Here is a 23,566-nt window from a genome sequence, read left to right as displayed (position 1 = left end):
ATCGTTATAGTTGGTTTGCTTGTTTTCTTTTATAGTGGTTTATTAATCACAAGATAGTTATACATAGTTACAATAATAGAATATATAAGAAATGTAATTAATATTAGGCATAATATGATTACATTTTTATTAATAGAGAAAGGAAATATCACTATGTTATTTAACAATAAAGACTTACAAAGTAATTTTGATATAGGAAAAGATTTATCTAATGAACAAGCAAATATTAATTGTTTAGCTGAAGAAATAATAAGGCTAACAGAGAAGATTTATAATATAGAAGGAAAGATTGTTTGTAGATATAAGGATCAAAATAATAGGGAAGTTTTTGTTGATAAAGTGAATATTGATGAAGCTACTTGGGATAGAGGAAAAGAAGAAATAAAGCAAATACTTGTAAGAAATGATAAAAGTAGATTTGCTTTAAATAATAGATTAGAGTATTTAGGTGTTTATGAACCTAGTGAGCCATTAGAATATAAAAAGTATTTAAAAGTGCTGTATTTCTTTTATATGATGAATTATTTTATTTTTCCTAAAGAAAATATATTTAAAAGTCTTTCATTAGAAAATGTCGATTATAAAAAAAGTTATGAGGAAGGTGCTTTAAAAGGAAATCATTTATCATTTATTGTTTTAAATTTATTTGATGATGACGAAGCATTTTACTATTTTTGTAATACTAATAATAAATTTAATAACATATCATATCAAATTGAAAAATTGATTGAAAATATGGCATATAAAAGATTTGATTTGGCTAGTAACAATAAATTAGAGAGCATTATAGAAAATATTATTTATGAAAATCAAATAGAAGTAAAAGAATATAATATTAATCCAATTATTCAGTTAGTAGAACATTGTAATCAATATAATCATTTAGTCTATTGTGTTGATCTTTTAAGTAATTTAGATGATGATAATTTATACAATTTATTTTATACAGAAGAATTTGAAATATTACCACCTGATATTTGGAAGAATATGCATATTTCATTAGAAGATTTAAATGAATTTTTAATGAGTGATGACTTATTCTATTTTTGTAAACAAACAATTGGAAAAATAGAAAGTAAACAAAGACATAATTTTTTAAATAGTAATGCTGTTAAATTTCTAAGGAATGCTATTGAGTATGATAAACAATGGATTGATACATTTGGTGAAAATGAAGGATTATATATAGAAAAGATAGATGATAAATATACTATTTATCCTTTAAAAGTAGGTATTTTTCTAAGAACATATGATGAATTAACAAATAAAAGAAAAGTAAAGATATTAAGTGGAAATAAAAAGTCTCAATTATTAAAAACACTTTTAACGACTAATAATAATCCATTTCCACAATCATTACCAATGCAAATATTTAATTTGGTTTGTCATTTTCAATATGACAATATTACAAAAGAAATACCATTTGGATTTTATAATTATACAACGTTATTAAGTGAACGACTATTTTGTACAATAATGATTAAAACAACGGAAACATATAATTTTGATATGAATATCAAATACTTAAATACTCTATATGATGATTTATGTGATTTAGTAGAAGTATTAAAATAATTGTTGTTAAATATTAATATTCTTTTTCTTGGATAATTGATACTAATTTTCTTATATTTTAGATATAAAAGAGAAAGTGATAATTAGTCAGTAAAACTAAAGAGAAGAACAAAAATAGAAATTCAATTTTTAAAGGAGTTATATGATATAAAGAATAAATTTTTTGATAAAGTAATTTTTGAAAGAAAAAATAAAAATTTAAGTGAATGTACAATAACTTGTGTACTATACACATAGTATGGTATACTTTATTTGCAAATCTGAGAACAATTGCATCAAAATGAAAAGGTAAGGATGAGTAAGATCCTTACCTTTTCTAACTTTTAGAGTGGTCTAACACTAGGCTAGTTATCGCTTAAATCTTTTGTCTAACCATTTGCATATGTAATAAACTAAAACACCTGCCACGACAGATACAACTAAATCTGAGAACAATTAACACCACCTCCTTTCAGGGAGGACGATAACAAACAATTATATCAAATTATGTTGACAAAGTATGGTTGAACAGTAAAGTAAATGGATAAAAATAGTATTTTATAAACTTTTAATTAATGCTTTTTTATTTATTGATTACTTTACAAATTTGCTAATGTCGTCTGTCATATTAGCAAGAATGTAAAGTTTAAATCTATCTTGACATGAACTTAGCTTTAGGGTTTACAATAAATGTAGGTTAATTTAGGGAGGATAAAAGGATGGAATATAGTAAAATTGATAAACTTAATGTCAATCCTTCATTATTAGGATTTGGTTGCATGCGTTTTCCTAAAAAGGAAGATGGCACTATTGATGAAGTAGAAGCAGAAAGAATGTTAGATCATGCTATTGAAAGTGGTGTGACTTATATTGATACAGCTTACCCTTATCATGATGGCGAAAGTGAACCATTTGTAGGTAGAGTTTTAAAGAAATATAAAAGAGAAGATTTTTATCTTGCGACAAAGTTACCAATGTTTAAAATTGATTCATTGGAACAAGCAAAAGAAATCTTTGAAGAACAAATGAAAAGATTGGATGTCGATTATGTTGATTTCTATTTATTACATGCTTTAAATAAAGATACATGGAAAAAAGTCATTGAATTAAATATTATTCCTTATTGTGAAGAATTAAAGAAACAAGGAAGAATAAAAAACTTAGGGTTCTCATTCCATGATGATTATGAAGTCTTTGAAGAAATTATTAATTACCGTGATTGGGATTTCTGTCAAATTCAATTAAATTACATTGATACAGATATCCAAGCAGGAATGAAAGGATATAAGCTTACTGAAGAAAAGAATGTTCCATTAGTTATTATGGAACCAATTAAAGGTGGAGCTTTAGCTAGTCTTTCTGATGATATTGAACAAGTCTTTACAGACTATAATCCAAATGTCAGCATTTCAAGTTGGGCTTTACGTTTTGTAGCCTCACTTCCAAATGTAAAAGTTGTTTTAAGTGGTATGTCTACTTATGATCAAGTAGAAGATAACCTTGCAACTTTTAAAGACTTTAAACCATTAGATCAAGATGAAGAAAAACTTGTAGAAAAAGTAGCTAATATGATTAAAGCAAAAACTAAAAATGGATGTACAGGATGTCGTTATTGTATGCCTTGTCCATTTGGAATTGATATTCCAGGTAACTTCAAGTTATGGAATGAGTATGGTATGTTAGGTCTTAAAGATACAGCTAAAAGACGCTATACAAATCTAGGGGACGCACAAGCTGAATTCTGTAAGAAATGCGGTAAATGTGAAAAGCTTTGTCCACAATCAATTAAAATCAGAGAAGATTTACAACGAGTAGTTCAAGATATTAAGAACTTATAAGAGAATGGCGTTATGTCATTCTTTTTTTGTATTATGTTTTAGTAAAATAAATAGTTATATGTATGGTATGATGTATTTATAGATAAAAGTGAAACAGGATATACGAGGAGACAACTTATGAAAATAAAATATATGGGGAAATTAGATCCAGAAACTAATCCACTTCCAACAAATAAGCTTAAAGAAGGGGCTATTCGATTTAATGAGCCAACGGATAGAAAAAAACAGAATATACAAACAAGTATTGTTACTTTTATTATTATATGTATTATGTTTGTACCAGAATATTTAAATGTTCTTTTTAGAGATGTTGATTCTATGGATTTATCAAATCTTTTTAGCTATTTTATACTCGCAAATATTTTATTAGTTCTTTCAAAGCTATGTCAGTTTTATTTTTATAAAGAAATTTATATGTTTAAAATACCACGTGTTGGTTTTGCAGGAGTATATACAACAGAGTTTACAAAGAAAAAATATATAGCTATCAATCTTATTCCTGATATTTTATTTGGTTTAGTTCCTTATTATATTTCATTAACAACATGTAAGTTTTTTTTAGGAATGGCCGCTATGTTTGTTGTTGCAAATTCAGCAGTAGATTTCATGAATGTATATCATGCATTTGTAGAAATGCCACCGGGTTCAAAAACATTCTTATATCAGTTCAATAATTATTGGTATTTACCAAAAAAAGATAATAATAACTAGGTCGAGGGAAACAGTATGATACTGTTTCTTTTTTATATGAAATATGATGGAATAGAGTTGAATCTTTAAGATATCATAATATAAAATAAAATTATTAAAGAACTTACACAAAGATTACAAATAAAGAAAGTATATTAAAGATGAAGGGAGGCATTGTTATGAAGATACTACTTGCTGAAGATCATGATCATTTAAGAGAAATACTAGAAGATTACTTAGTAGAAAATGGGTATGAAGTAAAAAGTTTTGATAATGGAGAAGATGCTTATTATTGTTTTTTAATAGAAAGTTTTGATCTTATTTTATTAGATGTAATGATGCCTAAGATGGATGGATTTACTTTATGTCAAAAGATACGTGAAAAAGAAGAAACACCGATACTTTTTATTACAGCTAAAGTACAAGAAGTTGATCAATTAAAGGGTTATGAATTAGGTTGTGATGATTATATTATTAAACCATTTTCCTTACCTGTATTACTTGCTAAATGTAAAGCTATTACAAACAGAAAACATTATCAATATGTCAAAAGAGGTATATTAAAGTTAAATACAAGAGAAAAACAAGCATATCTTAATAATCAAAATTTGAATTTAAAAATAATAGATTATAAAATATTAGAATATTTTATAAAAAATCCAAATCAAATCTTATCTAGAGAACAAATTTTATTAAAAGTATGGGGATTTGATTATAAAGGTCAAGAAAGAAGTGTTGATACACATGTTAAAATATTAAGAAAAGCCTTGGGACCTTATCAAAAGGGAATAAAGACAGTGATTAAACAAGGTTATTGTTTTGAAACGAAGGTGTTTGAAAATGGTTGATTTTTTAAGAGCGTTAAGTATTGTTTTATTATTAGGCATGTTTTATCTTGCCTTTAAAAATAAGAAATTTAAAAGATTTTTATTAATTGAAAGTGTGTTAATTATTGTTTTTATTATAGGTAGGCAGATGTACACGAGTAATCTTAATACAATGGATACTGTTATGTGGTCACTAGCAAGTGATGTTACGAATAAAATGATAACGCAAAGTGATAAAAATATTGGAAATAATATGCATGATGTACTATCTACTATTTATGATGGTAATGGTTTTGATATTAAACAAAATATAGCTTTTGAATATAAAGTAAAAGATAAATATAAATTAAATAATAAAAACTTTATTATCTTTTTTAAAGATAGTACAAATGATAAGTATACTCTTTTTAATCTAGAAAAATCTTTTAATAAAAAAGATATAAATAATTTATTAGACTTTTATAATCAAAATCAAGATGGTTGTACTATAAAAAAGATGAGTTTTCATTCAAAAGATAATCAATACATCATAGATCAAATTGTCTTTTATGATGAAAATAGTCATATGACTTATAAACTCGGTAACTCACAAGGAACAATGAATTATTATTCATGGTATAAATATCAAAATAAAAAAGCAAACGATCAAAATAGACTTGGTGATTTTGAATTAATGTTTTTTAATTCAAAACAAACACTAGAAAAGAATCCAAAAGAAAAAGATATTAAAGTAGAACAAGAAACATGTGCTATTTCTTCTGATAAGTCAAAGATATATGTTCATTATGTAAATAAAGAAAATAGTATAAAACTTAATATGTTTATCGATACCCCAAATATTGTTTTAGATAGTCTAAAAGATAGATTTATTTTAATGTTTAGTTTAGTACAAATTATTCTATCATGTATTTATTTTATATATATGTATCTTGAAAATGAAAGAGAAAAGCTTAATAAAACAAGAGATTTATTTATTAATGCCATGGCTCATGAAATGAAAACACCGAATGCTGTTATTTTAAATAGTGCAGAGATATTATTAGAAAATATCAAACCTGAAAAACAACATAAATACTTAAGAATGATCGAAGATGAATCTAAGCATATGAATAATCTTTTAAATCAAATGTTGATATATACAAGAACGACAAAGTCTTATCAGTTGCATAAACAAAATTATAATCTTTCGCCAATGATTGAAGAAGTATTAAAACATTATGATTTAGAATCAAAAATCATTACGATTGATATTGATCCTAAAATCAATATTTCATGTGATCAACAATTGATGATGATTGTCTTCGATAATCTAATCAACAATGCTTTTAAATATGCAAATAAAAAAATAAATATTGTTTATAGACAAGAAAAAATAATTATAAGTAACGATGGATCAAAAATAGAAAATAAAGATATTAATCATATATTTGAACCTCTCTATAAAGCAGATGTATCCAGAAATGATACACATTCTACAGGAATGGGATTAGCGATTGTTAGAAATATTTTAGATTTACACAACTATACTTGTAAAGTTGTACAAGACGAAGAAGTTCATTTTATCATAGAGATGAATAAGTAATAAAAAGTTTATGTAGAAATACATAGACTTTTTGTTACCTTTTTTCTATATAAAACGTATTATAAGTGAAAGAGCTCTTGAGGAGGCAGTTATGAAGATAGATACAGAACAAGTGATTGCAACATATAAAGATCGTATTTTTGCGATAGGATTAACGATGTTAAAAAATCCTGATGATGCTGAGGATGTTGTTCAAGAAACTTTTCTTAGATATCATACATATAAAAAAGATTTTGAATCAAAGGAACATATAGAATCTTGGTTATATAAAGTAGCAATTAATAAAGCTAAAGATATTCAAAGAAAGTTTTGGAAAAGAAAACAAATATCTATGGAAGATTATATGGCAACGATTCCATTTGATAGATCACAGGATGAAGAATTATTTCAAGCAGTGATGGCTTTGCCATCAAAGTATAGTATTGTTATTCATTTGTATTATTATGAAGATTATTCAATTAGAGAAATTGCTCAACAATTAAAATTAAATGAAGGAAATGTCAAAGTAAGACTTTCTAGAGCAAGAAAATTATTAAAAGAACAACTTAAGGAGAACTGGAACGATGAAGAATAAAGAAGCGTATAAACAAGCATTTAAACATGTTCACTATCAAAAAGAAGTTAATTTAAGTCAAAAAAGAATTCCTAAATCTCTTGTAACCATTATGACTTCATTCATCGTATTACTTTCTACCTTTACTGTAGCTTATGCTTTTGATGTAGGAGGTATTCAAAGTAAATTAGAAGTATGGTTTCGAGGAGAAAAAAGAAACGTTCAATATAAGGAAGAAGATAAAAATGCTTATCATTTCTATACAACAGATGAGGACGGTAATGTAGTTGATATGGGTATAAACATGGGATTTAAAGGAACACTTACAGGAATAGAACCAATGAATGGTGATGAACTTGCAGAAAGTATGAATGATGATAGTGAAATTGTTTATAACGAAAAAGAGGATAAATATTTATTCTATTATCAAAATAAGGTAGTGGATATTACGCATATGTTTGATAAAGAAAAGGAATGTTATTTAGTGATCAATAATGGTGAAAAAGATATCTATTTTGTTATTAGTTATAAAGATCAAATAGATGAGGATAGTACTATATCACAGTATAGTGATGAAAATGCAGCAGTTACACAAGGTGTAACGGTTAAAGATATTAAGGATCGATTTGTAAGAATTAAGTAAAAATGGAGGTTTCCTCCATTTTTTGATACAATAAGATAAAGGAGGAAATCTTATGGAATTACTTTTTGTTTTCGCAATGATTCTTATTGTTCTTTATTACTTTTATCAAAAAAGACCTAAAACCCATTTTCCAAATATCTCCTATCAAGATCATAAAAAACATGCAATCAACTATAAAAAAATAAAACCCAATAATAAACAACCACAAGATTTACAATATACAACCTATTTACTTTCATTAATAAATGAACTTCCTCAAGATGAATTTATTCTTATTTATGCATGTTTAAAAAAATGGGAAAAACAAGGAGAAGTTATATTAGAGGATGTTGATGGAGAACTCAATATTCATTTTAATAAAACTTATACAAATAATCTTGTTGAAGATCAATTATTCCAAATGCTTTATCGTTTAGAAATAGATCATATTGTAGAAAATGAAGTTATTAGAAAATGGATAGAAGCGGATTTTGATAAGGTGGTTCAATGGGAAAAAGCTTATCTAAAAGATATGCAAAACAAACTCAAACAAGAACATAAATTTGTAGATGAAAGATATAGTATAGAAATCTATCATGATTTAGAAAACTTACTCGGTTATAAAAAATATTTAGATGCGTATAAAGAAGTAGAAACAGAAGATGAAAACATCTATGCAATGTTATTTGGATTAAAGGAATGTCCTTATCATATGTATACTTTCTTTGTTATGGAAAATACAGATGATAAGCCAATGATAAAAAGCTCATTAAAATAGAATCAGATTTTGTCTGATTCTATTTTCTTTCATATCATGAAAGTTGTGTAAATATAAATTCTTTTTTTGATAAGATAAAAGTAAGAAAAGAGGGATAATATGTATAAAATTATAGCGTGTGATTTAGATGAAACATTGTTAAGTGATGATCGTACTATTTCTAAAGAGAATATTGAAGCCATTCAAAAAGCTAAAGAGTTAGGGGTTAAATTTGTTCCAGCAACTGGAAGAGGCTTTAATACAGTTGGTGGAACACTCAAAGATTTAGGGTTGTATGATTTAGAAAATGAATATGTGATTTCTTATAATGGTGGAGCTATTACTGAAAATAAAGGAAGTAAGTTACTTCATTTTGAAGGAATTTCTTTTGAAAAAGCCAGTGAGCTTTATAAAAGAGGTTTAAGTTATGATGTTTGTATTCACGTTTATACAAAAGATATGGTTTATGCTTATAAATATGTTCAAGAAGAAAAAGATTATTTAGCAGGTAGAATGGAAGTTACTGAAATCTTTGATGATAATATTGATTTTTTAAAGGGACAAGAAATTGTAAAAGTCTTATATATGAATACAGATTATCAGTATTTAAAGAAAATTGAAAATGATTTAAAAGAGATAACAGGTGACGTAGATGTCAGTTATTCATCTAATCGTTATATTGAATTTAATCATCAAGGGGTCAATAAGGGACAAGGTTTAAAGAAACTTGCAGAATTGTTAGGGGTAGATATAAAAGATACAATTGCAATTGGTGATAACTTTAATGATTTATCAATGATCAAAGTAGCGGGTCTAGGTGTAGGTGTACAAAATACAGTTGAAGAAATGAAAAAAGAATGTGATATTATCACTAAGGCAACAAATAATCAAGGAGCTATTGCAGAAGTAATCAATCAATATATTTTAGGCACAAATTAAGTTTTGTGCTTTTTTTCTTTCTTGATATAATGGAGTAAATACGAAAAGAGGAAGCCTATGAAAGCATTTTTTACAGAGACTATATTAAATAGAGGAAAAGCTTATTTTGAACAAAATAGAGTTTTTTCTGTCAATCAATATGATAACCAAACCTATACCGGAATTATTTTAGGAAATGAAGCTTATCATACTAAAATCACTTTAGATGAACATTATGATGTCATGTCTGCTACGTGTGATTGTCCTTATGCGATAGAAGGAAAACATTGTAAACATGAAGCAGCACTTTATTTTGCAATCGAAGAGCGTCTTCCTAAAGATGAACAACAATACTTCGATATTAATTCTTTATTAAAAGATATTCGTAGAAGATCGCGTACGAGTTATACAATAAAACGTGAATTTAATCAAGAATTTAAAAAGTATTTAAAACATATGATGCAATTAAATAAACAAGGGAATTTTCATATTACGAATTATCAAAAAGTCATTGATGAATTCTTAAGTTCTAATTATCCTAAAGATTATCGTCATGAAATACTTCATATCATGTTTCAAGGGTATTGTAAGTTATTAACGAGTGAACATAGTAAAGAATTAACAGTTCAATGGCTAAAAGAAAATATGAAATATCAAAGATATGAAAATGTTTTTAGTTATATGATGTCTGTTATTTATTTGTTAGATGTTGAAGACCAAATAGATATTATTAAAGACATGCTTTTAAATAATAGAAAACCTGATTTATTAAATACATATTTTAAAATTATCAATGATCATCATTTAGATATGAAAAAATATCTAGATGATATTCAAATTTATAATAACAATGAAGATTATATTATAGAAATGATCCGTTATTATGTGGATCGTCAACAAGTGGACAAAGCGCGTTCATATTATAAAAATCATGAACAAAATATTAGAAAAAAAGAAACTAAGGCAAAATTGGATTCCTTACTTATTCCTGAAAATGAAGATGCTTATTTAAATTATATGTGTTCAAATTTAAGTTATTATAATTCATCTAATATACCATTGTATTATGATGATTTAAAACAATTTTATGGGGTAAAATTTGAAAACTATGTTACAAATTTTATAAACGAAATACGACGTTTTTATAGCGATTATGAAATAGGTTTAATGTTTAAACGAAAGAATGAAGCAAAATATTTAATTTATGTTTTACTTCAAAAATTTGATTTGGAACTCTTTGAGCCAACAAAAGAGATGATTAGAGAGTATAGTTTAGAAATGTATTTAATGTTTTATGTAGAATATATAAAAGAGTATATAAGACAGGGAACTAGAAATTATTATCTAAAAGATCATATTTATGAATTATTTCTTGATTTAGATAGAATGTCAAAAATAGAGTTTGTTGATATGATTAAGAAAGAATTTCCTAGAAGAAAGAAAATACATGAAATATTAGATGAATGTTTAGAAGAAGGTGATGAAATTGAAATTCAATATTAATTTAGATGTTGTAAAAAGTAAAAATAACTTAGAGATTGCTAGAAAATATCATCATTATGATAATGTTGAAAGTATGCACATTACAATAAATGATGATACATATCATATAGATGCAGTGGTTTCAGTTTTTAATCATCCACAAAAATGTTCATTAGATATTAAAGATAATCAAGTGGTTTCTTATACTTGTTCATGTCCTTTTAATGATGAGGAGTCAATGTGTGGTCATTTAGGGGCTGTTATTATGAAACTTAATGAATTAGAAATCAATGATTTTCCTTTTGATTATCAAAGTGAAAAATTAGAAAAGATGAAAGAGATTGAAAAAGAAAATCAAAGACAAAGAAGAAAAGCACAACTTAGACAATTGGCACAAACATCCTCACGTCTCATTGATCTTAGTAAAAGTCAATATCAAACAGATTTACAACTTTCTATTAATAATGAACAATATGATTTAACACCTACTATCTACCTTAATGAAAATGAAATCAACGTAGAGTATAAAATAGGAAATGAAAAGAAATATGTATTAAAAAATATTACAGATTTCATCGAACGTATCAATAATCAAGAAAACTATAAGTATGGTAAAGCATTAGAATTTGTTCACAGTGAAAAGAATTTTACTGAAAATGCTTTAAAACAAATTAGTTTAATGAAAAAAGCAATTGAATTACGTAATCAAGATATAGAAGAATATCGTTATTATTATGAACCAATCAAAAGAAATATGATAATAGATACACGTGTATTTGATGAATTTTATGATGCTAATAAGGATGATAGTTCTTTTAGTGAATTAGAATCTAAGATGGATATGCATATTATAAAAGAAGAAGATTATTATGTTGTTAAAGTAGGTACTGACAAGCCTGTCTATGTTGGAAGTAAGCATGGTTATTGTTATGGTATGAATAATGGAAAGTTTTATATGGAACGTATAACTTTTGATGAGGAAGGCACTGTTTCTCGTTTTTTAAACGGTATTATGGATAGTGATGGACAATTGGTTATCTTAGAGGAACAATATCATGATTTTTATAAGTATGTCTTATTACCAATTCTTTCGTATTTTGAAGTATTTGATCAAAGTCAAGAAGAAATACCAACTTATGATGAAATTAAAATCTATGGAGATATTGATGATCATCAAACAATTTATTTCCAACCAGTTTATGTTGATGAAAATCAAAATAGAGTCTATGGATTTAATGATCAGTTGATGACAACTTATCAACAAGATTTGGTAGAAAAATATATCGAACGTTATGCTTCATCAATTGACATGCAAAAACATCGTGCGTATTTTGATACGAATAGTCAAACAACGTATGAATTTATTTTTGAAGGTTTAGATTATTTAAAACAATATGGGGATGTTTATGTATCTGAAGCATTAAAAAGAATAGGAAAGAAGATTTCTTATAATTTACGTGTAGGCGTTAGTATTGAACATGATCTTTTAAAATTTGATATTTCATCTCATGAAATACCAAAGAAAGAACTACAAGAGGTTTTAAATCAATATCGTCGTAAAAAGAAATTCTATCGTTTAAAAAATGGGGAACTTCTTTATTTAGATTCACCTGATTTAGAAGAATTAAGTCAATTTATGGATGATTATCATATTGATGTCAAAGACATTGATGATGGTGAATTTTCTATGAATAAACAAAGAATGTTGGCTATTGATGAAGAAAATGATTTTGAATATGTTGAACTAGATAGAGAAGAATCTTTTATTGAAACATTGGATCGTTTTAAATCAGCTACTCAAAAAGAATATCCTCTTTCTAGAGATTATGAAAATATTTTAAGAGATTATCAAAAAGAAGGATATGTATGGCTTCATACTTTAAAAGATTATGGGTTTAATGGCATACTTGCTGATGATATGGGACTAGGAAAGACATTACAAATTATTACTTTATTAGATTCATTAGAAACAAAAAGACCAAGTTTGGTTGTCTGCCCTTCTTCACTTATTTATAACTGGGAAGATGAAGTCCATAAATTTTCTAAGAAATTACCAGTTACCTGTATTACAGGAAATATACAAATAAGAAGTGAATTAATTAAAAAAATTAAACAAGGATTATATGTAACTTCTTATGATTATATGCGAAGAGATTTTGAATTATACCAAGGGATAGAATTTGAATATGTGATTTTGGATGAAGCACAATATATTAAAAATCAAAAGACTAAAAATGCTCAATCAGTTAAAACATTAAAAGCTAGACATAAATTGGCTTTAACGGGTACACCGATTGAAAATAGTTTAGCAGAGTTATGGTCAATCTTTGATTTCTTGATGCCACAATATTTATTTAATTATCACTATTTCCAAAAACAATATGAAAATGACATTGTTAAAAATAATGATGAAGAAAAAACAAAACAACTAAAAAAACTAGTCACACCATTTATTTTAAGAAGAAATAAAAAAGAAGTTTTAAAAGAATTACCTGATAAAATAGAACAAAATATCATTCTTCCATTTAATGATGAAGAAGAAAAAATTTATGTAGCTAATCTTGCTAAGGTCAATGAAGAATTACAACAACTTTATGACATTGAAGGTTCAGATAAGATGCAAATTTTAAAAATGCTTACAAGACTAAGACAACTTTGTCTTGAACCACGCCTTGTATATGATAATATTGATCAACCTTCTTCTAAATTAAAAGCTTGTATGGAACTTATTAAAACAATGCAAGAAAATAAACAAAAAGTTTTGTTATTTTCATCATTTACATCTGTATTAAATTTAATTGCTGAAGAATGTCAAAAAGCAGGAATTACGTATTATATGCTTACAGGAAGCACCAATAAAGAAGATAGAAGAGAGCTTGTTTCAAGATTCCAAAAAGATGATACAACACTTTTCTTAATTTCTCTTAAAGCAGGGGGAACTGGTTTGAATTTAACATCTGCTGAAGCAGTTATTCATTTTGACCCATGGTGGAATGTCTCTGCGCAAAATCAAGCAACAGACCGTGCTTATCGTATTGGTCAAGAAAACAATGTTCAAGTCTTTAATCTTGTGATGAAAGATAGTGTTGAAGAAAAAATCATTGAACTACAAAAACGTAAAAAAGAACTCGCTGATATGTTTGTTGAAAACAATAGTGGTGGTTTATCACAAATGTCAAAAGAAGATATTTTAAGTTTATTTACAATGTAAAAGACGGGGGAACCCGTCTTTTATACTTCGTTTACTTTTACATGAATTTCCATCTTTTGATGACATTGACCGTTGGAATTAAATAATCCTTTATCTAAAATACAATCATTAAAATCTCTTCCATGAGAAAGTTTAATATATTTTTCATCTGCTTCACAATTATTTGTAGGATCTAAATGAATAAAATGATCTTTTACATAGGCATCTACCCAAGCATGTGTTGCCCCTTCACCTATCATCATTCCAGCAACATAACGTGCAGGAATATGTAAGTATCTTAATGCACTAATAAGAATATGAGCATAATCTTGACAGACTCCATTTTTTAATTGAAAAGCATTTGCTGCAGTTGTTGTATTGTTGGTTGAACCAGGAACATAGTGCATATGTTCATAAATTTTATGCATCAAATTCCATGCTGTTTTTTCATCAGTATCTAATTTATTGTTTTTTGCAAATTCTTTTATTTCTGCACTTGGCTTTGTAAGTTGAGTAAAGTATTTATAAATTGGATAACATGTATGGGAATTATTTAATGGAATATTACTTGTTATCATTTTACCATTTACATGAAATTCAAAAATAGGATGAGGTTCTATACAGCTTCCTACATAGGTAGGATTTCCAAAACCATCATTGATGCGTGTTACTTTTGTTGATGGTGTGATTTCATAATGAATATCTAGGACTTTTTGGTGAGTTCCATCACGAGGAATACAGCGTAATTGAAACTGATGTTGATCAACTTCGTTATCAAATTCTATTTTATAATGATATTCAAATTCTAAAGTTTTCATTTAGTATACAAATGCGTAATTAATCGAATAAATAAATTCTATTAGATTAGAATCATCAATTGATTCTAAATTTAATTGATTTAAAAGAATTGTTTCATTATAAAGTTTATTCGATACATCTAAAAGCTTATTTTTAAGGGTATCAACCAGCTTTTGAGAATAATGAAGTCTTAAATATAAATCGATTCGTTCTACATATTCACCAAGTTTAATAATATCTAGTGCTGTTTCATCATCTATAAATTCATACATACTTCCTCTAAAAGCAAGTAAATCATCAATTACATTTTGTAACAATAAAACAGGTGCATCTGATTCACTCATCTCTTCAAATAAATTCACGCCCATTTGAATATAAGATAAAACCTTTGAAGAAATCTCATCTCTTAAAACAATAGCATTATCATAAGCTCGTTTTAAATTACTAGCAATACTGTCAGGATTATCAATATCATAAAGATAAGACATCAAAAAATGTGCATCATTTAAATAAATATTAGGAATTTCTAATTGATGACAATAATCAATATAAAGTGTAGGCTCCTTATCAAGCATACAATCAAAAATATGCATATAATGAAGCGTTGTTGTATAAACTCTTTCAATATAACGTCCTAGCCAAAAAAGATTATTGGCTTTTTCTATTGTGATAGCACCCATGTGTCTTTAAATCCTCCTCCCTGAGATGAATTAACAACAAAAGAATCAGGCTCTCTTGAAAAACGTGTCAATCCTGAACACCATACTTTAGTTGTTTTCCCACTTAAGACAAAAGCACGTAAATCAGCTTTTCGTTTAACTGTTTGATTTTGATCATGAATATCCAAATCAATAAAATCAATAATTTCTTGTCCAATCCATCTTCTTGGCTCTTTTTTTATAAGTTCAATTAGTTCATTTAATTTATTTTCATCTAAATCTTTACCAAAAACAACACCATATCCTCCAGCTTCAGCAACATCTTTAATAACTAAAGATTTAATATTTTTTAAAATATAATCCCTGTCTTCTTTAAAATAAGGTAGATATGTCGGAGCATTTTTTAAAATAGGCTTTTCTTTCAAATAATATTCAATCATTTTTGGTACAAAGTAATAAATTCCTTTATCATCAGCGACGCCATTACCTGGAGCATTCATAATAGCGACATTTCCTGCTCGATAAACAGACATCAAATTAGGCACACCAATTAAAGATTCTGGTAAAAAGGTCATAGGATCCAAATATTCATCCGATATTCTTCGATATAAACAACCCACTTTAACTTTTTTACCAACTGAATTTTTATAATAAAGATAGTTATTATCAACAATAAGTTCATTATAAGTAGCCAAAATAGCACCTGTTTTTTCAGCTAAATAACTATGTTCAAAATAAGCAGAATTAAATCTTCCAGGTGTTAGAATGCAATTAATACCCCCACAGTTAACATAATCCATTGTTTCTTTTAATAAAGTACCATAATTTCTATTATCTAGTACATGATGATGAATATATGTCATAGGAGATGCTCTACGTGTGAGTTCTCTAGCAATCATAGGATAACTTGCACCAGAGGGAATGCGTAAGTTATCTTCAAGAATATACCATTCCTTATTTTTTCCTTGAACAAGATCTATTCCTGAAATGTGACTAAAAATGCCTTTGGGTGGTATAATTTTATGACATTCAGGAAGATAACCTTTCGCAATAAAAATGAATTCTTCTGGGATAATACCATCATGGATAATCTTATATTCTCCACTATAAATATCTTTTAAAAAAGCATTTAAAGCATCAACTCTTTGAATTAATCCTTTTTCTAAATAAGTGAATTCATCTTTAGAAATAATACGTGGAATAGTATCAAATGGGAAAAATTGTTCTTTGAATTGATTATCTTTATAAATACCAAATTTCACACCATAACGTTTCAATAAATCATTGATATTTTTTTCATATTTAATGAGCGATTTCATAGAAGCACCTCCTGTATATGAGAATAAATTATCACGATAATAAATAAAAGTCAACAAAAAAAGAACAGCTCCTGTTCTTTTAGTTTAATAACGATGTATCAATAATTTGATAATTTGCACGGTGAATATAAAGAGCTTTACCATCAATCATTAATTTTGTCATTTTAGGTAATTTTTTAGGAACAGTCCAATAAACTTCATCTCCTGAATAAGCCGTAATTGGTTGACCTAATTGAGATTTGATGACAACAACTCTTGATTTACCAAATTTATTTTTATACTTATTAATAATATTAGCGATATATGTATTATTTGAAAGCTTTCCATTATCATTACTTTCAATATCTTCTTGTGTAAAATCAACATTGGGTTTTAATCCTTTTTGAGTAAAGATACAAGTATCCCCACAAGATTCAATTTCTTGACCATCAATAGTAATGGTAATAACAGAAGATAATTCATAACCCGTAATAATACTTCCATCACTATCATAAGAAGTTGTTTCTACTGGATTTCCTTGAATATTGATTTTATCTCCTGTAGTTGTCATCACTCTTTTTCCATAGTTATCAAAGGTATCAATGGTATAACCGTTTCCTACAAGATTGCCTTTAATATCATTGATTTTGGATTCAAACATCGCACACCCTGTTAAATTCAATGCCATGACACCAACAATCAATAGACTTATTATTTTCTTTTTCATTTTTTCACTCCCTCTATTTATACAAATTATAACAAATTTTGATACAAAGAATGAATAAAATAAGGTAAAATAAAAAAGAGGTGAAGACCATGTTGCTTAAACAAATGAAATATTTTATCACTGTTGTGGATTGTCATAGTTTTACAGAAGCAGCAGAACAATGTTTTATTTCTCAATCTGCTATTTCTCAACAGATTAAAGCATTAGAAAAAGAATTAGGAATTCGTTTATTTGAAAGAAACAAACGACAATTTTCATTGACACCAGCTGGTGAATATTTTTATCGTCATGGAAAAGTAATTTTAGATGAGATTGAAGATTTTAAAGAAGAAACAATTCGTCGTGGAGAAGATCAAGAATTGAATTTAACTATTGGTTATCCTAAAAACTTTAGTACGAGTGAGCTTCATCAAGCTATTGTTGAATTCAATCGTATTTATCCTGAAGTTAATATTTCAGTAGTAAGTGGAACGCATGAAGAATTATTTGAACTTCTTGTACAACATCATATTGATGTTAAAATCAGTGAACAAAGAAGAACGTTTAATGAAGATTATTATAATTATGAATTAAAACATAGTGAATGTTTTGTAGAGATATCATCAATGAATCCACTTTCTAAAAAAGAAGTTCTTACAACCGATGATTTAAAAAATATGTCTTGTATTCTTATTGTTTCTAAAGATAAAGAAGATTCAGAAAGAGAGTTCTATGAAAAATCGCTCAATCTTTCAAGAAGATTTTTATATGCAGATTCATTAGAACAAGCACGTTTAATGGTAGCGAGTCAAAGAGGATATTTACCAATTGATCAAATAGGTCATTTACCAAAGACAATGGAAGGTATTGAAAGAATAGCTTTACATTATAAAGGAAAACCAATTCAAAGAAATTATTTTGCTTGTTGGTCTAAAGAAAATACGAATTATTATATTGAAGAATTTGTGAAGATGTATAAAGAACTTTTAAATAAGTAAAACTTATGAAGATGATTAGGAATTGAAATTGTTTCAATTCCTAATTTTTTTTATTATATAGGTGGAAAAAGGAGAGAGCAATATGGCACAAGTTCTTGTATTAATGAGTAGTCCTCGAAAAAACGGTAATACTGATCGTTTAGCAAATGCCTTTATAAGAGGTGCTGAAGAAAATGGGTATACCACAGAAAAGGTCTACGTTAACTATCAAAATATTAAATCATGTTTAGGATGTAATGTATGTCAAAAAACAAAAGAATGTATTCAAAAAGATGACATGCAAGAAATTTATTCAAAGATGTTAGAAGCAAAAATAATCGTCTTTGCTTCACCGGTGTATTTTTACACATTTAATGGTTCAATGAAGTTATTAATTGATCGTACATTTGCGATTGAAAAAACAATTCATGACAAAGATTTCTATTTACTTACTACGGGATTAGCTCCTGAAGAAAGTTATTTTAGAATTATTAAAGATACTTTCCAAAAGTATATTGATTGTTTAAGAGTTGGAGGTAATCGCTTTGTTGATTATGTTTTAGGTTTTCAAACAGGAAATAAAGATGATATTGAAAAAACAGATGCAATAGAAAAAGCATATAACATGGCAAAGGAGATAAAAATCAATGAGTAAAAGTTTAATTGTTTATTTTTCACATAATAAAGAAAATTATTTCTCGGGAAATATTGTTAATTTAGAAAAAGGAAATGTTAAAGTGATTGCAGAAACATTATCTACAATGATTGATGCAAATATTTATGAAATCAAAGAAGTAGATGCTTATCCATTTGATTATCATGAATGTACATCACGTGCAAGTGATGAGCTTAAAAACAATGCCCGTCCACAAATATTAGATCCATTAGAAAGCATTGATGAATACGATACGATTTATTTAGGATATCCAAACTGGTGGTCAACAATGCCAACGATTGTTATGACATTTTTAGAAAGTTATGATTTCACAAATAAACATATTTATCCAATTTGTTCACACGAAGGAAGCGGTATGGGAAGAAGTGAAAGTGATATCAAAAAACTTTGTCCAAACAGTATCGTTCATAAAGGATTAAGTATTCATGGAAGTCATGTCGATGGATGTAGACAACAATTAGAAAGATGGTTAGGAGGAAAATAAGATGACAGATAACGCTAAAAATTACCACGAAAAAATGTTTCCAGGATATGTTTCAGATTTTTTAAGAACTGATCCTGAATTTATTGAAGCTTTTGATAACTTCGCTTTTGATGAAGTTGTTAATCAAGATGATTTAGATGATAAAACAAGATTTATTTCAATTCTTGCAGTTTTATTAGGATGTCAAGGAATTGATGAATTTAAAGGAATGTTGAAAGCAGCTTATAATTTTGGAGTTACTCCTGTTGAAATGAAAGAAATTGTTTATCAAGCTGTAGCTTATTTAGGAATAGGTAGAGTTTTTCCTTTCTTAAAAGCAGTGAATAGTTTTATTGAAGACACTTTAGGTTTAAAGCTTCCTTTAGAAAATCAAAATGATCCTAATCCTAATCGTTTAGAAAAAGGAGAACAAGCTCAAGTAGCTATTTTTGGTGAAGGAATGAAAGGATATGCAACAAGTGGAGATCCTAAAACAGTGCATATTCGTAAATGGTTAACTGATAACTGTTTTGGAGATTACTATACAAGAGGTGGTTTAGATTATAAACAAAGAGAAATGATTACTTTTTGTTTCCTATATGCACAAGGTGGATGTGAACCACAAGCGATTGCCCATGCAAAAGCTAATATTCGTTTAGGAAATGATCAAGATTTCTTAATTAAAGTTGTTTCTCAAAATGTTCCTTTTGTAGGATATCCAAGAAGTTTAAATGCAATTGATTGTATAGAAAAGGCAGGTAATGAATAATGAAAGAAGTTATGATTGTGGTTGGTGCTGGTCAAATTAGTATGGCTATTGCTAGAAGAATGGGTGCCGGTAAAAAAATTATTTTAGGTGATAAAAATATTGAAAACGCAAAAAGTATTCAAAAAACAATGGTAGATGCAGGATTTGATGTTGAAATCATGGAAGTTGATTTATCAAGTAGAGAAGATATTTTAAAAATGATTGAAACAGCTAAAAGCTTTGGAAAAATCAAAATGCTTGTCAATGGTGCAGGGGTTTCACCTTCACAAGCACCAATTGAAGCTATTTTAAAAGTCGATCTTTATGGAACAGCTGTTTTATTAGAAGAAGTAGGAAAAGTTATTGAAGAAGGTGGTGTTGGTGTCACAATCTCAAGTCAATCAGGTTTCCGTATGAAACAACTTACAGCTTTAGAAGATGAACAACTTGCTTGTACACCAACAGAAGAATTATTAGACTTAGAAATCTTACAACCAGAAAATATCAAAGATACATTACATGCTTATCAAATCGCAAAAAGATGTAATGAAAAACGTGTGATGGCAGAATCTGTAAAATGGGGAAAACGTGGAGCAAGAATCAACGCTATTGCTCCAGGTATTATTGTTACACCACTTGCTATTGATGAATTCAATGGACCAAGAGGAGATTTCTATAAAAATATGTTCGCAAAATGTCCAGCTGGTAGACCAGGAACTGCTGATGAAGTCGCAAATGTTGCTGAATTATTAATGAGTGATAAGGGAGCCTTTATTACTGGATCTACTTTCTTAATGGATGGTGGAGCAACAGCATCTTATTACTATGGACCATTAAAACCTGAGGAATAAAGATGAGTGATATTTTTACAAAATTAAAAAGTGGACAACCTGTGCATATGATCAATGAAAAGGATTATCATGGTGTTGCTCATAAGGAAATGGATTTTTGTAGAAAACAATGCTTTAAAATCAATCATACATTTCCTGATAAAGAAGAAATCTATAAATTAGAAAATGAACTTTATAAAGGAAGATTACCTAAAACTTCCTTTATAACACCACCTTTTCAAGTGGACTATGCTTGCCAAATGGAAATCAGTGAAAAAGTTTTTGTGAATCATGATTTAACTTGTATGGCTGCAGGTGGTATCATATTAGAAGAGGGAGTTATGATTGGACCTCATGTTTCTTTGTTGACTGTAAATCATGATTTCAATGATTTACAAGTACTTCTTTGTAAACCAGTGATCATCAAAGAAAATGCTTGGATAGGAGCTAATGCAACAATTTTACCAGGAGTAACTATTGGTAAAGGAGCTATCGTTGGTAGTGGTTCAGTGGTGACAAAAGATGTTGAAGACAATATGATTGTCGCTGGTAATCCAGCAAAAGTGATACGTAGTAAATAAATTTGGTAGAGTCTAAAGTTTATGAAAACTATATAAAATCATAGGTTTCAGGACTCAATGAACGATGTGAAATCATCCAAAAAGTTATAAAACTGAATATTTCGGAATTTTCTAAACCAACGGATTATAAAAGACAATAAAAAAAGCCTGAAAAAGGCGCAATGAGGGTATCGTCTCTAGGAACATATCTTAGAGAAATGATCAGTTGGCTGTATTTGTCGGATGATAATGATGTGATATTTCAATAAGTTTAAGCCATTGATCAGGCATAAGCATATCATTATCAAATAATCCTGTGACGGGTGTTTTAAATCCTAATGATGAATGTGGTCTTAGAAAGTTAAAAAAGCATACAAAAAGAATCATGTAGCTGTTGGCACCTTCGATTTTGTCATAACCATTAGTTCCATAATAATTCTGCTTATATGTACGATTGAGCCTTTCTTCAATCTGCTTGAAAGGTCTATATTTTTTAGATGTCTCATCTTTATTTTTAACACCGATGACTTGATGAAGATCAAACTTGATATCATTGATATCAAAAAAGACCTGAGTGGCATTATAGATGGGGTTGCCATCTGTAATAAGAGTAAGGTTTTCAGGAATATTACCATTGTAATGTTTCAAACAGTCATAGATGGATCTACAGGCACATTCAGTATCACGAGTTGGATAAATCGTATGGGATGTAATAATTTTGGAATGAGGATCTGACCAAAAGAAAACATACTGATTTTTACCCCTGACTTTGATGTAAGTTTCATCCCCTGCAAGAAGTGAACCAATCTTATAAGGATAATGATCAACCATATCTTTTACAAGAGATGATACACCATTGGCATAGTTGATGACGGTCTGGTGAGAAATACGCACACCATGAATTTGTTTCATGATGAGAGCAGTTTTTCTGGCACCAAGACCATAATTGACGTAATACGTCAAAATAAGACCAAGGACTTTATGATCAAAATGGATTCTGGAAATATTAAATCCTGTATTTAAAGACTGAGATACCTTTTTAAGAGATTTCATATCAAATTTGAATTCGCGATAGTGATATCTAAGACGATACTGATTACTGGAGGTAATAAGAGAATCCCTGTCATCACTGTCTAAAACTTCTTTATTATGTTTGTAATAGGAACAGTCCTGATTCATGCAGACGTAAACAAAATAGCCATTGCGATCATGATGTAAAACAAGCTTACGTTTGCAGTGAGGACAGTAGATACCAATCTCATCTTTGATAGTCGTTTTAACGGTAAAAGTATTCTTGCAAGCCTTGCATTGATATTGACCTTTGCCTTTATTATTGTCATAAATATATTCTTTAGGAGCACCACAATAAGGGCATACACCGTCAAATGCAAAAGATTCAGGATTTCTTCGCCTGATAGGACCAATATTCTTTTTGTTGATGATGTCTTCAAAAGAAAGCTGTTCAACCAGTTCATTTTTGAATAGAGGAGGTTCATCGACCTTGAAATCAGCATAGGGGATTTGGACATCTTTGTTTTTAGAAGATTTAAGATGAGAGATTTCTTTTTTTGTAACAGGATTGATATTGTCTTCAAAGAACCTGTTGAGCCAGTCAATATGTTTAGAGGCCTCATCAAGATGATAGATAAAATCAATATTGTTCAAATGATCAGAAATAGAGTCAGAAATCCTGTTTAAGATGTTCAGAGGCTGAAAATATTGAGAGAATTTAAAATTTTGTTTAGAAAAAGATTCAATAGAATCAATTAAATGTGTTATACTTTGCATGATGAAATATCCTTTCGTTAGATTATTGTTAGCGCAAAAAAGTATAACAT

The 23,566-nt window shown here is 27.9% G+C and carries 22 protein-coding genes; 17 read left to right on the top strand and 5 right to left on the bottom strand.

What is annotated here, in order from left to right; genetic code table 11:
• Positions 1-153: 153 nt before the first annotated feature.
• The 11 genes from ACLVEP_RS04025 (at position 154) to ACLVEP_RS03975 (ending at position 14,034) form a co-directional block, all read left to right on the top strand.
• Entirely contained in the window at positions 154-1,575 is a 1,422-nt protein-coding gene (locus tag ACLVEP_RS04025; RefSeq protein ID WP_412583000.1) for a hypothetical protein, read from the top strand.
• 698 nt (positions 1,576-2,273) lie between these two features.
• Positions 2,274-3,392, top strand: a complete 1,119-nt coding sequence (locus ACLVEP_RS04020; protein ID WP_227352320.1) for an aldo/keto reductase — start codon at positions 2,274-2,276, stop codon at positions 3,390-3,392.
• A 117-nt stretch (positions 3,393-3,509) separates the two neighbouring features.
• Positions 3,510-4,103 carry a metalloprotease family protein gene (locus ACLVEP_RS04015; RefSeq protein WP_412582998.1) on the top strand — a complete coding sequence of 198 codons (594 nt, stop codon included), beginning with the start codon at positions 3,510-3,512 and terminating at the stop codon, positions 4,101-4,103.
• 158 nt (positions 4,104-4,261) lie between these two features.
• Positions 4,262-4,930, top strand: coding sequence for a response regulator transcription factor (locus ACLVEP_RS04010; protein ID WP_227352186.1), 669 nt, complete (start codon positions 4,262-4,264; stop codon positions 4,928-4,930).
• On the top strand, positions 4,923-6,491 hold the full coding sequence (locus tag ACLVEP_RS04005; RefSeq protein ID WP_227352187.1) for a sensor histidine kinase: 1,569 nt from the start codon (positions 4,923-4,925) through the stop codon (positions 6,489-6,491). Before ACLVEP_RS04010 ends, ACLVEP_RS04005 begins: the two co-directional genes overlap by 8 nt.
• Before the next feature lie 91 nt (positions 6,492-6,582).
• Entirely contained in the window at positions 6,583-7,065 is a 483-nt protein-coding gene (locus tag ACLVEP_RS04000; RefSeq protein WP_227352188.1) for an RNA polymerase sigma factor, read from the top strand.
• The gene (locus tag ACLVEP_RS03995; RefSeq protein WP_227352189.1) at positions 7,055-7,687 is read left to right on the top strand and encodes a hypothetical protein; all 633 of its coding nucleotides are present in this window, start codon (positions 7,055-7,057) and stop codon (positions 7,685-7,687) included. The genes ACLVEP_RS04000 and ACLVEP_RS03995 overlap by 11 nt, the downstream gene beginning before the upstream one ends.
• Before the next feature lie 52 nt (positions 7,688-7,739).
• Positions 7,740-8,444 carry a hypothetical protein gene (locus ACLVEP_RS03990; protein WP_227352190.1) on the top strand — a complete coding sequence of 235 codons (705 nt, stop codon included), beginning with the start codon at positions 7,740-7,742 and terminating at the stop codon, positions 8,442-8,444.
• A 99-nt stretch (positions 8,445-8,543) separates the two neighbouring features.
• The gene (locus ACLVEP_RS03985; protein WP_412582994.1) at positions 8,544-9,362 is read left to right on the top strand and encodes a Cof-type HAD-IIB family hydrolase; all 819 of its coding nucleotides are present in this window, start codon (positions 8,544-8,546) and stop codon (positions 9,360-9,362) included.
• Positions 9,363-9,419: 57 nt separating this feature from the next.
• A complete protein-coding gene (locus ACLVEP_RS03980; protein ID WP_227352192.1) occupies positions 9,420-10,844 on the top strand; it encodes an SWIM zinc finger family protein in 1,425 nt (474 codons plus the stop codon).
• Positions 10,828-14,034 (top strand): SNF2-related protein, encoded by a 3,207-nt coding sequence (locus ACLVEP_RS03975; protein WP_412582991.1) that lies wholly within the window; start codon positions 10,828-10,830, stop codon positions 14,032-14,034. Before ACLVEP_RS03980 ends, ACLVEP_RS03975 begins: the two co-directional genes overlap by 17 nt.
• A gap of 20 nt (positions 14,035-14,054) precedes the next feature.
• Here ACLVEP_RS03975 and ACLVEP_RS03970 read toward each other — a convergent pair whose 3' ends face one another.
• The 4 genes from ACLVEP_RS03970 to ACLVEP_RS03955 form a co-directional block, all read right to left on the bottom strand.
• Positions 14,055-14,831: a transglutaminase family protein gene (locus tag ACLVEP_RS03970; RefSeq protein WP_227352194.1), complete on the bottom strand. Its 777-nt coding sequence runs from the start codon at positions 14,829-14,831 to the stop codon at positions 14,055-14,057.
• Positions 14,832-15,491: an alpha-E domain-containing protein gene (locus ACLVEP_RS03965; RefSeq protein ID WP_227352195.1), complete on the bottom strand. Its 660-nt coding sequence runs from the start codon at positions 15,489-15,491 to the stop codon at positions 14,832-14,834.
• Positions 15,473-16,789: a circularly permuted type 2 ATP-grasp protein gene (locus tag ACLVEP_RS03960; RefSeq protein WP_227352196.1), complete on the bottom strand. Its 1,317-nt coding sequence runs from the start codon at positions 16,787-16,789 to the stop codon at positions 15,473-15,475. The genes ACLVEP_RS03965 and ACLVEP_RS03960 overlap by 19 nt, the downstream gene beginning before the upstream one ends.
• A gap of 79 nt (positions 16,790-16,868) precedes the next feature.
• Positions 16,869-17,495 (bottom strand): DUF5052 family protein, encoded by a 627-nt coding sequence (locus ACLVEP_RS03955; RefSeq protein ID WP_227352197.1) that lies wholly within the window; start codon positions 17,493-17,495, stop codon positions 16,869-16,871.
• A gap of 89 nt (positions 17,496-17,584) precedes the next feature.
• Between ACLVEP_RS03955 and ACLVEP_RS03950 the strand changes: the two genes are divergently transcribed.
• From ACLVEP_RS03950 to ACLVEP_RS03925, 6 genes are all read left to right on the top strand, one after another.
• A complete protein-coding gene (locus tag ACLVEP_RS03950; RefSeq protein WP_227352198.1) occupies positions 17,585-18,472 on the top strand; it encodes a LysR family transcriptional regulator in 888 nt (295 codons plus the stop codon).
• Between the two features lie 82 nt (positions 18,473-18,554).
• Positions 18,555-19,106 carry a flavodoxin family protein gene (locus tag ACLVEP_RS03945; RefSeq protein WP_412582988.1) on the top strand — a complete coding sequence of 184 codons (552 nt, stop codon included), beginning with the start codon at positions 18,555-18,557 and terminating at the stop codon, positions 19,104-19,106.
• On the top strand, positions 19,099-19,611 hold the full coding sequence (locus ACLVEP_RS03940) for a flavodoxin (protein WP_412582986.1): 513 nt from the start codon (positions 19,099-19,101) through the stop codon (positions 19,609-19,611). The genes ACLVEP_RS03945 and ACLVEP_RS03940 overlap by 8 nt, the downstream gene beginning before the upstream one ends.
• Before the next feature lies 1 nt (position 19,612).
• A complete protein-coding gene (locus tag ACLVEP_RS03935) occupies positions 19,613-20,359 on the top strand; it encodes a carboxymuconolactone decarboxylase family protein (RefSeq protein ID WP_412582985.1) in 747 nt (248 codons plus the stop codon).
• A complete protein-coding gene (locus ACLVEP_RS03930) occupies positions 20,359-21,189 on the top strand; it encodes an SDR family oxidoreductase (protein ID WP_412582983.1) in 831 nt (276 codons plus the stop codon). The genes ACLVEP_RS03935 and ACLVEP_RS03930 overlap by 1 nt, the downstream gene beginning before the upstream one ends.
• A gap of 2 nt (positions 21,190-21,191) precedes the next feature.
• Entirely contained in the window at positions 21,192-21,749 is a 558-nt protein-coding gene (locus ACLVEP_RS03925; protein WP_412582981.1) for a sugar O-acetyltransferase, read from the top strand.
• A 201-nt stretch (positions 21,750-21,950) separates the two neighbouring features.
• Here ACLVEP_RS03925 and ACLVEP_RS03920 read toward each other — a convergent pair whose 3' ends face one another.
• Positions 21,951-23,516 carry a DDE-type integrase/transposase/recombinase gene (locus ACLVEP_RS03920; RefSeq protein WP_412582242.1) on the bottom strand — a complete coding sequence of 522 codons (1,566 nt, stop codon included), beginning with the start codon at positions 23,514-23,516 and terminating at the stop codon, positions 21,951-21,953.
• Positions 23,517-23,566: the final 50 nt, after the last annotated feature.

Origin of the sequence: Faecalibacillus sp. (assembly GCF_047023275.1) — a bacterium.
Classification (GTDB): domain Bacteria; phylum Bacillota_I; class Bacilli_A; order Erysipelotrichales; family Coprobacillaceae; genus Faecalibacillus.
Note: the sequence above shows the minus strand (reverse complement) of the source record. Positions and strands in the feature narration are given on the sequence as shown.

Coding starts and splice junctions, on each gene's coding strand:
- ACLVEP_RS03990 (WP_227352190.1), top strand. CDS start 7,740: ATGGAATTACTTTTTGTTTTCGCAATGATTCTTATTGTTCTTTATTAC.
- ACLVEP_RS04010 (WP_227352186.1), top strand. CDS start 4,262: ATGAAGATACTACTTGCTGAAGATCATGATCATTTAAGAGAAATACTA.
- ACLVEP_RS03970 (WP_227352194.1), bottom strand. CDS start 14,831: ATGAAAACTTTAGAATTTGAATATCATTATAAAATAGAATTTGATAAC.
- ACLVEP_RS03980 (WP_227352192.1), top strand. CDS start 9,420: ATGAAAGCATTTTTTACAGAGACTATATTAAATAGAGGAAAAGCTTAT.
- ACLVEP_RS03950 (WP_227352198.1), top strand. CDS start 17,585: ATGTTGCTTAAACAAATGAAATATTTTATCACTGTTGTGGATTGTCAT.
- ACLVEP_RS03925 (WP_412582981.1), top strand. CDS start 21,192: ATGAGTGATATTTTTACAAAATTAAAAAGTGGACAACCTGTGCATATG.
- ACLVEP_RS03930 (WP_412582983.1), top strand. CDS start 20,359: ATGAAAGAAGTTATGATTGTGGTTGGTGCTGGTCAAATTAGTATGGCT.
- ACLVEP_RS04025 (WP_412583000.1), top strand. CDS start 154: ATGTTATTTAACAATAAAGACTTACAAAGTAATTTTGATATAGGAAAA.
- ACLVEP_RS03940 (WP_412582986.1), top strand. CDS start 19,099: ATGAGTAAAAGTTTAATTGTTTATTTTTCACATAATAAAGAAAATTAT.
- ACLVEP_RS03965 (WP_227352195.1), bottom strand. CDS start 15,491: ATGGGTGCTATCACAATAGAAAAAGCCAATAATCTTTTTTGGCTAGGA.
- ACLVEP_RS04020 (WP_227352320.1), top strand. CDS start 2,274: ATGGAATATAGTAAAATTGATAAACTTAATGTCAATCCTTCATTATTA.
- ACLVEP_RS04000 (WP_227352188.1), top strand. CDS start 6,583: ATGAAGATAGATACAGAACAAGTGATTGCAACATATAAAGATCGTATT.
- ACLVEP_RS03955 (WP_227352197.1), bottom strand. CDS start 17,495: ATGAAAAAGAAAATAATAAGTCTATTGATTGTTGGTGTCATGGCATTG.
- ACLVEP_RS04015 (WP_412582998.1), top strand. CDS start 3,510: ATGAAAATAAAATATATGGGGAAATTAGATCCAGAAACTAATCCACTT.
- ACLVEP_RS03995 (WP_227352189.1), top strand. CDS start 7,055: ATGAAGAATAAAGAAGCGTATAAACAAGCATTTAAACATGTTCACTAT.
- ACLVEP_RS03935 (WP_412582985.1), top strand. CDS start 19,613: ATGACAGATAACGCTAAAAATTACCACGAAAAAATGTTTCCAGGATAT.
- ACLVEP_RS04005 (WP_227352187.1), top strand. CDS start 4,923: ATGGTTGATTTTTTAAGAGCGTTAAGTATTGTTTTATTATTAGGCATG.
- ACLVEP_RS03920 (WP_412582242.1), bottom strand. CDS start 23,516: ATGCAAAGTATAACACATTTAATTGATTCTATTGAATCTTTTTCTAAA.
- ACLVEP_RS03945 (WP_412582988.1), top strand. CDS start 18,555: ATGGCACAAGTTCTTGTATTAATGAGTAGTCCTCGAAAAAACGGTAAT.
- ACLVEP_RS03960 (WP_227352196.1), bottom strand. CDS start 16,789: ATGAAATCGCTCATTAAATATGAAAAAAATATCAATGATTTATTGAAA.
- ACLVEP_RS03985 (WP_412582994.1), top strand. CDS start 8,544: ATGTATAAAATTATAGCGTGTGATTTAGATGAAACATTGTTAAGTGAT.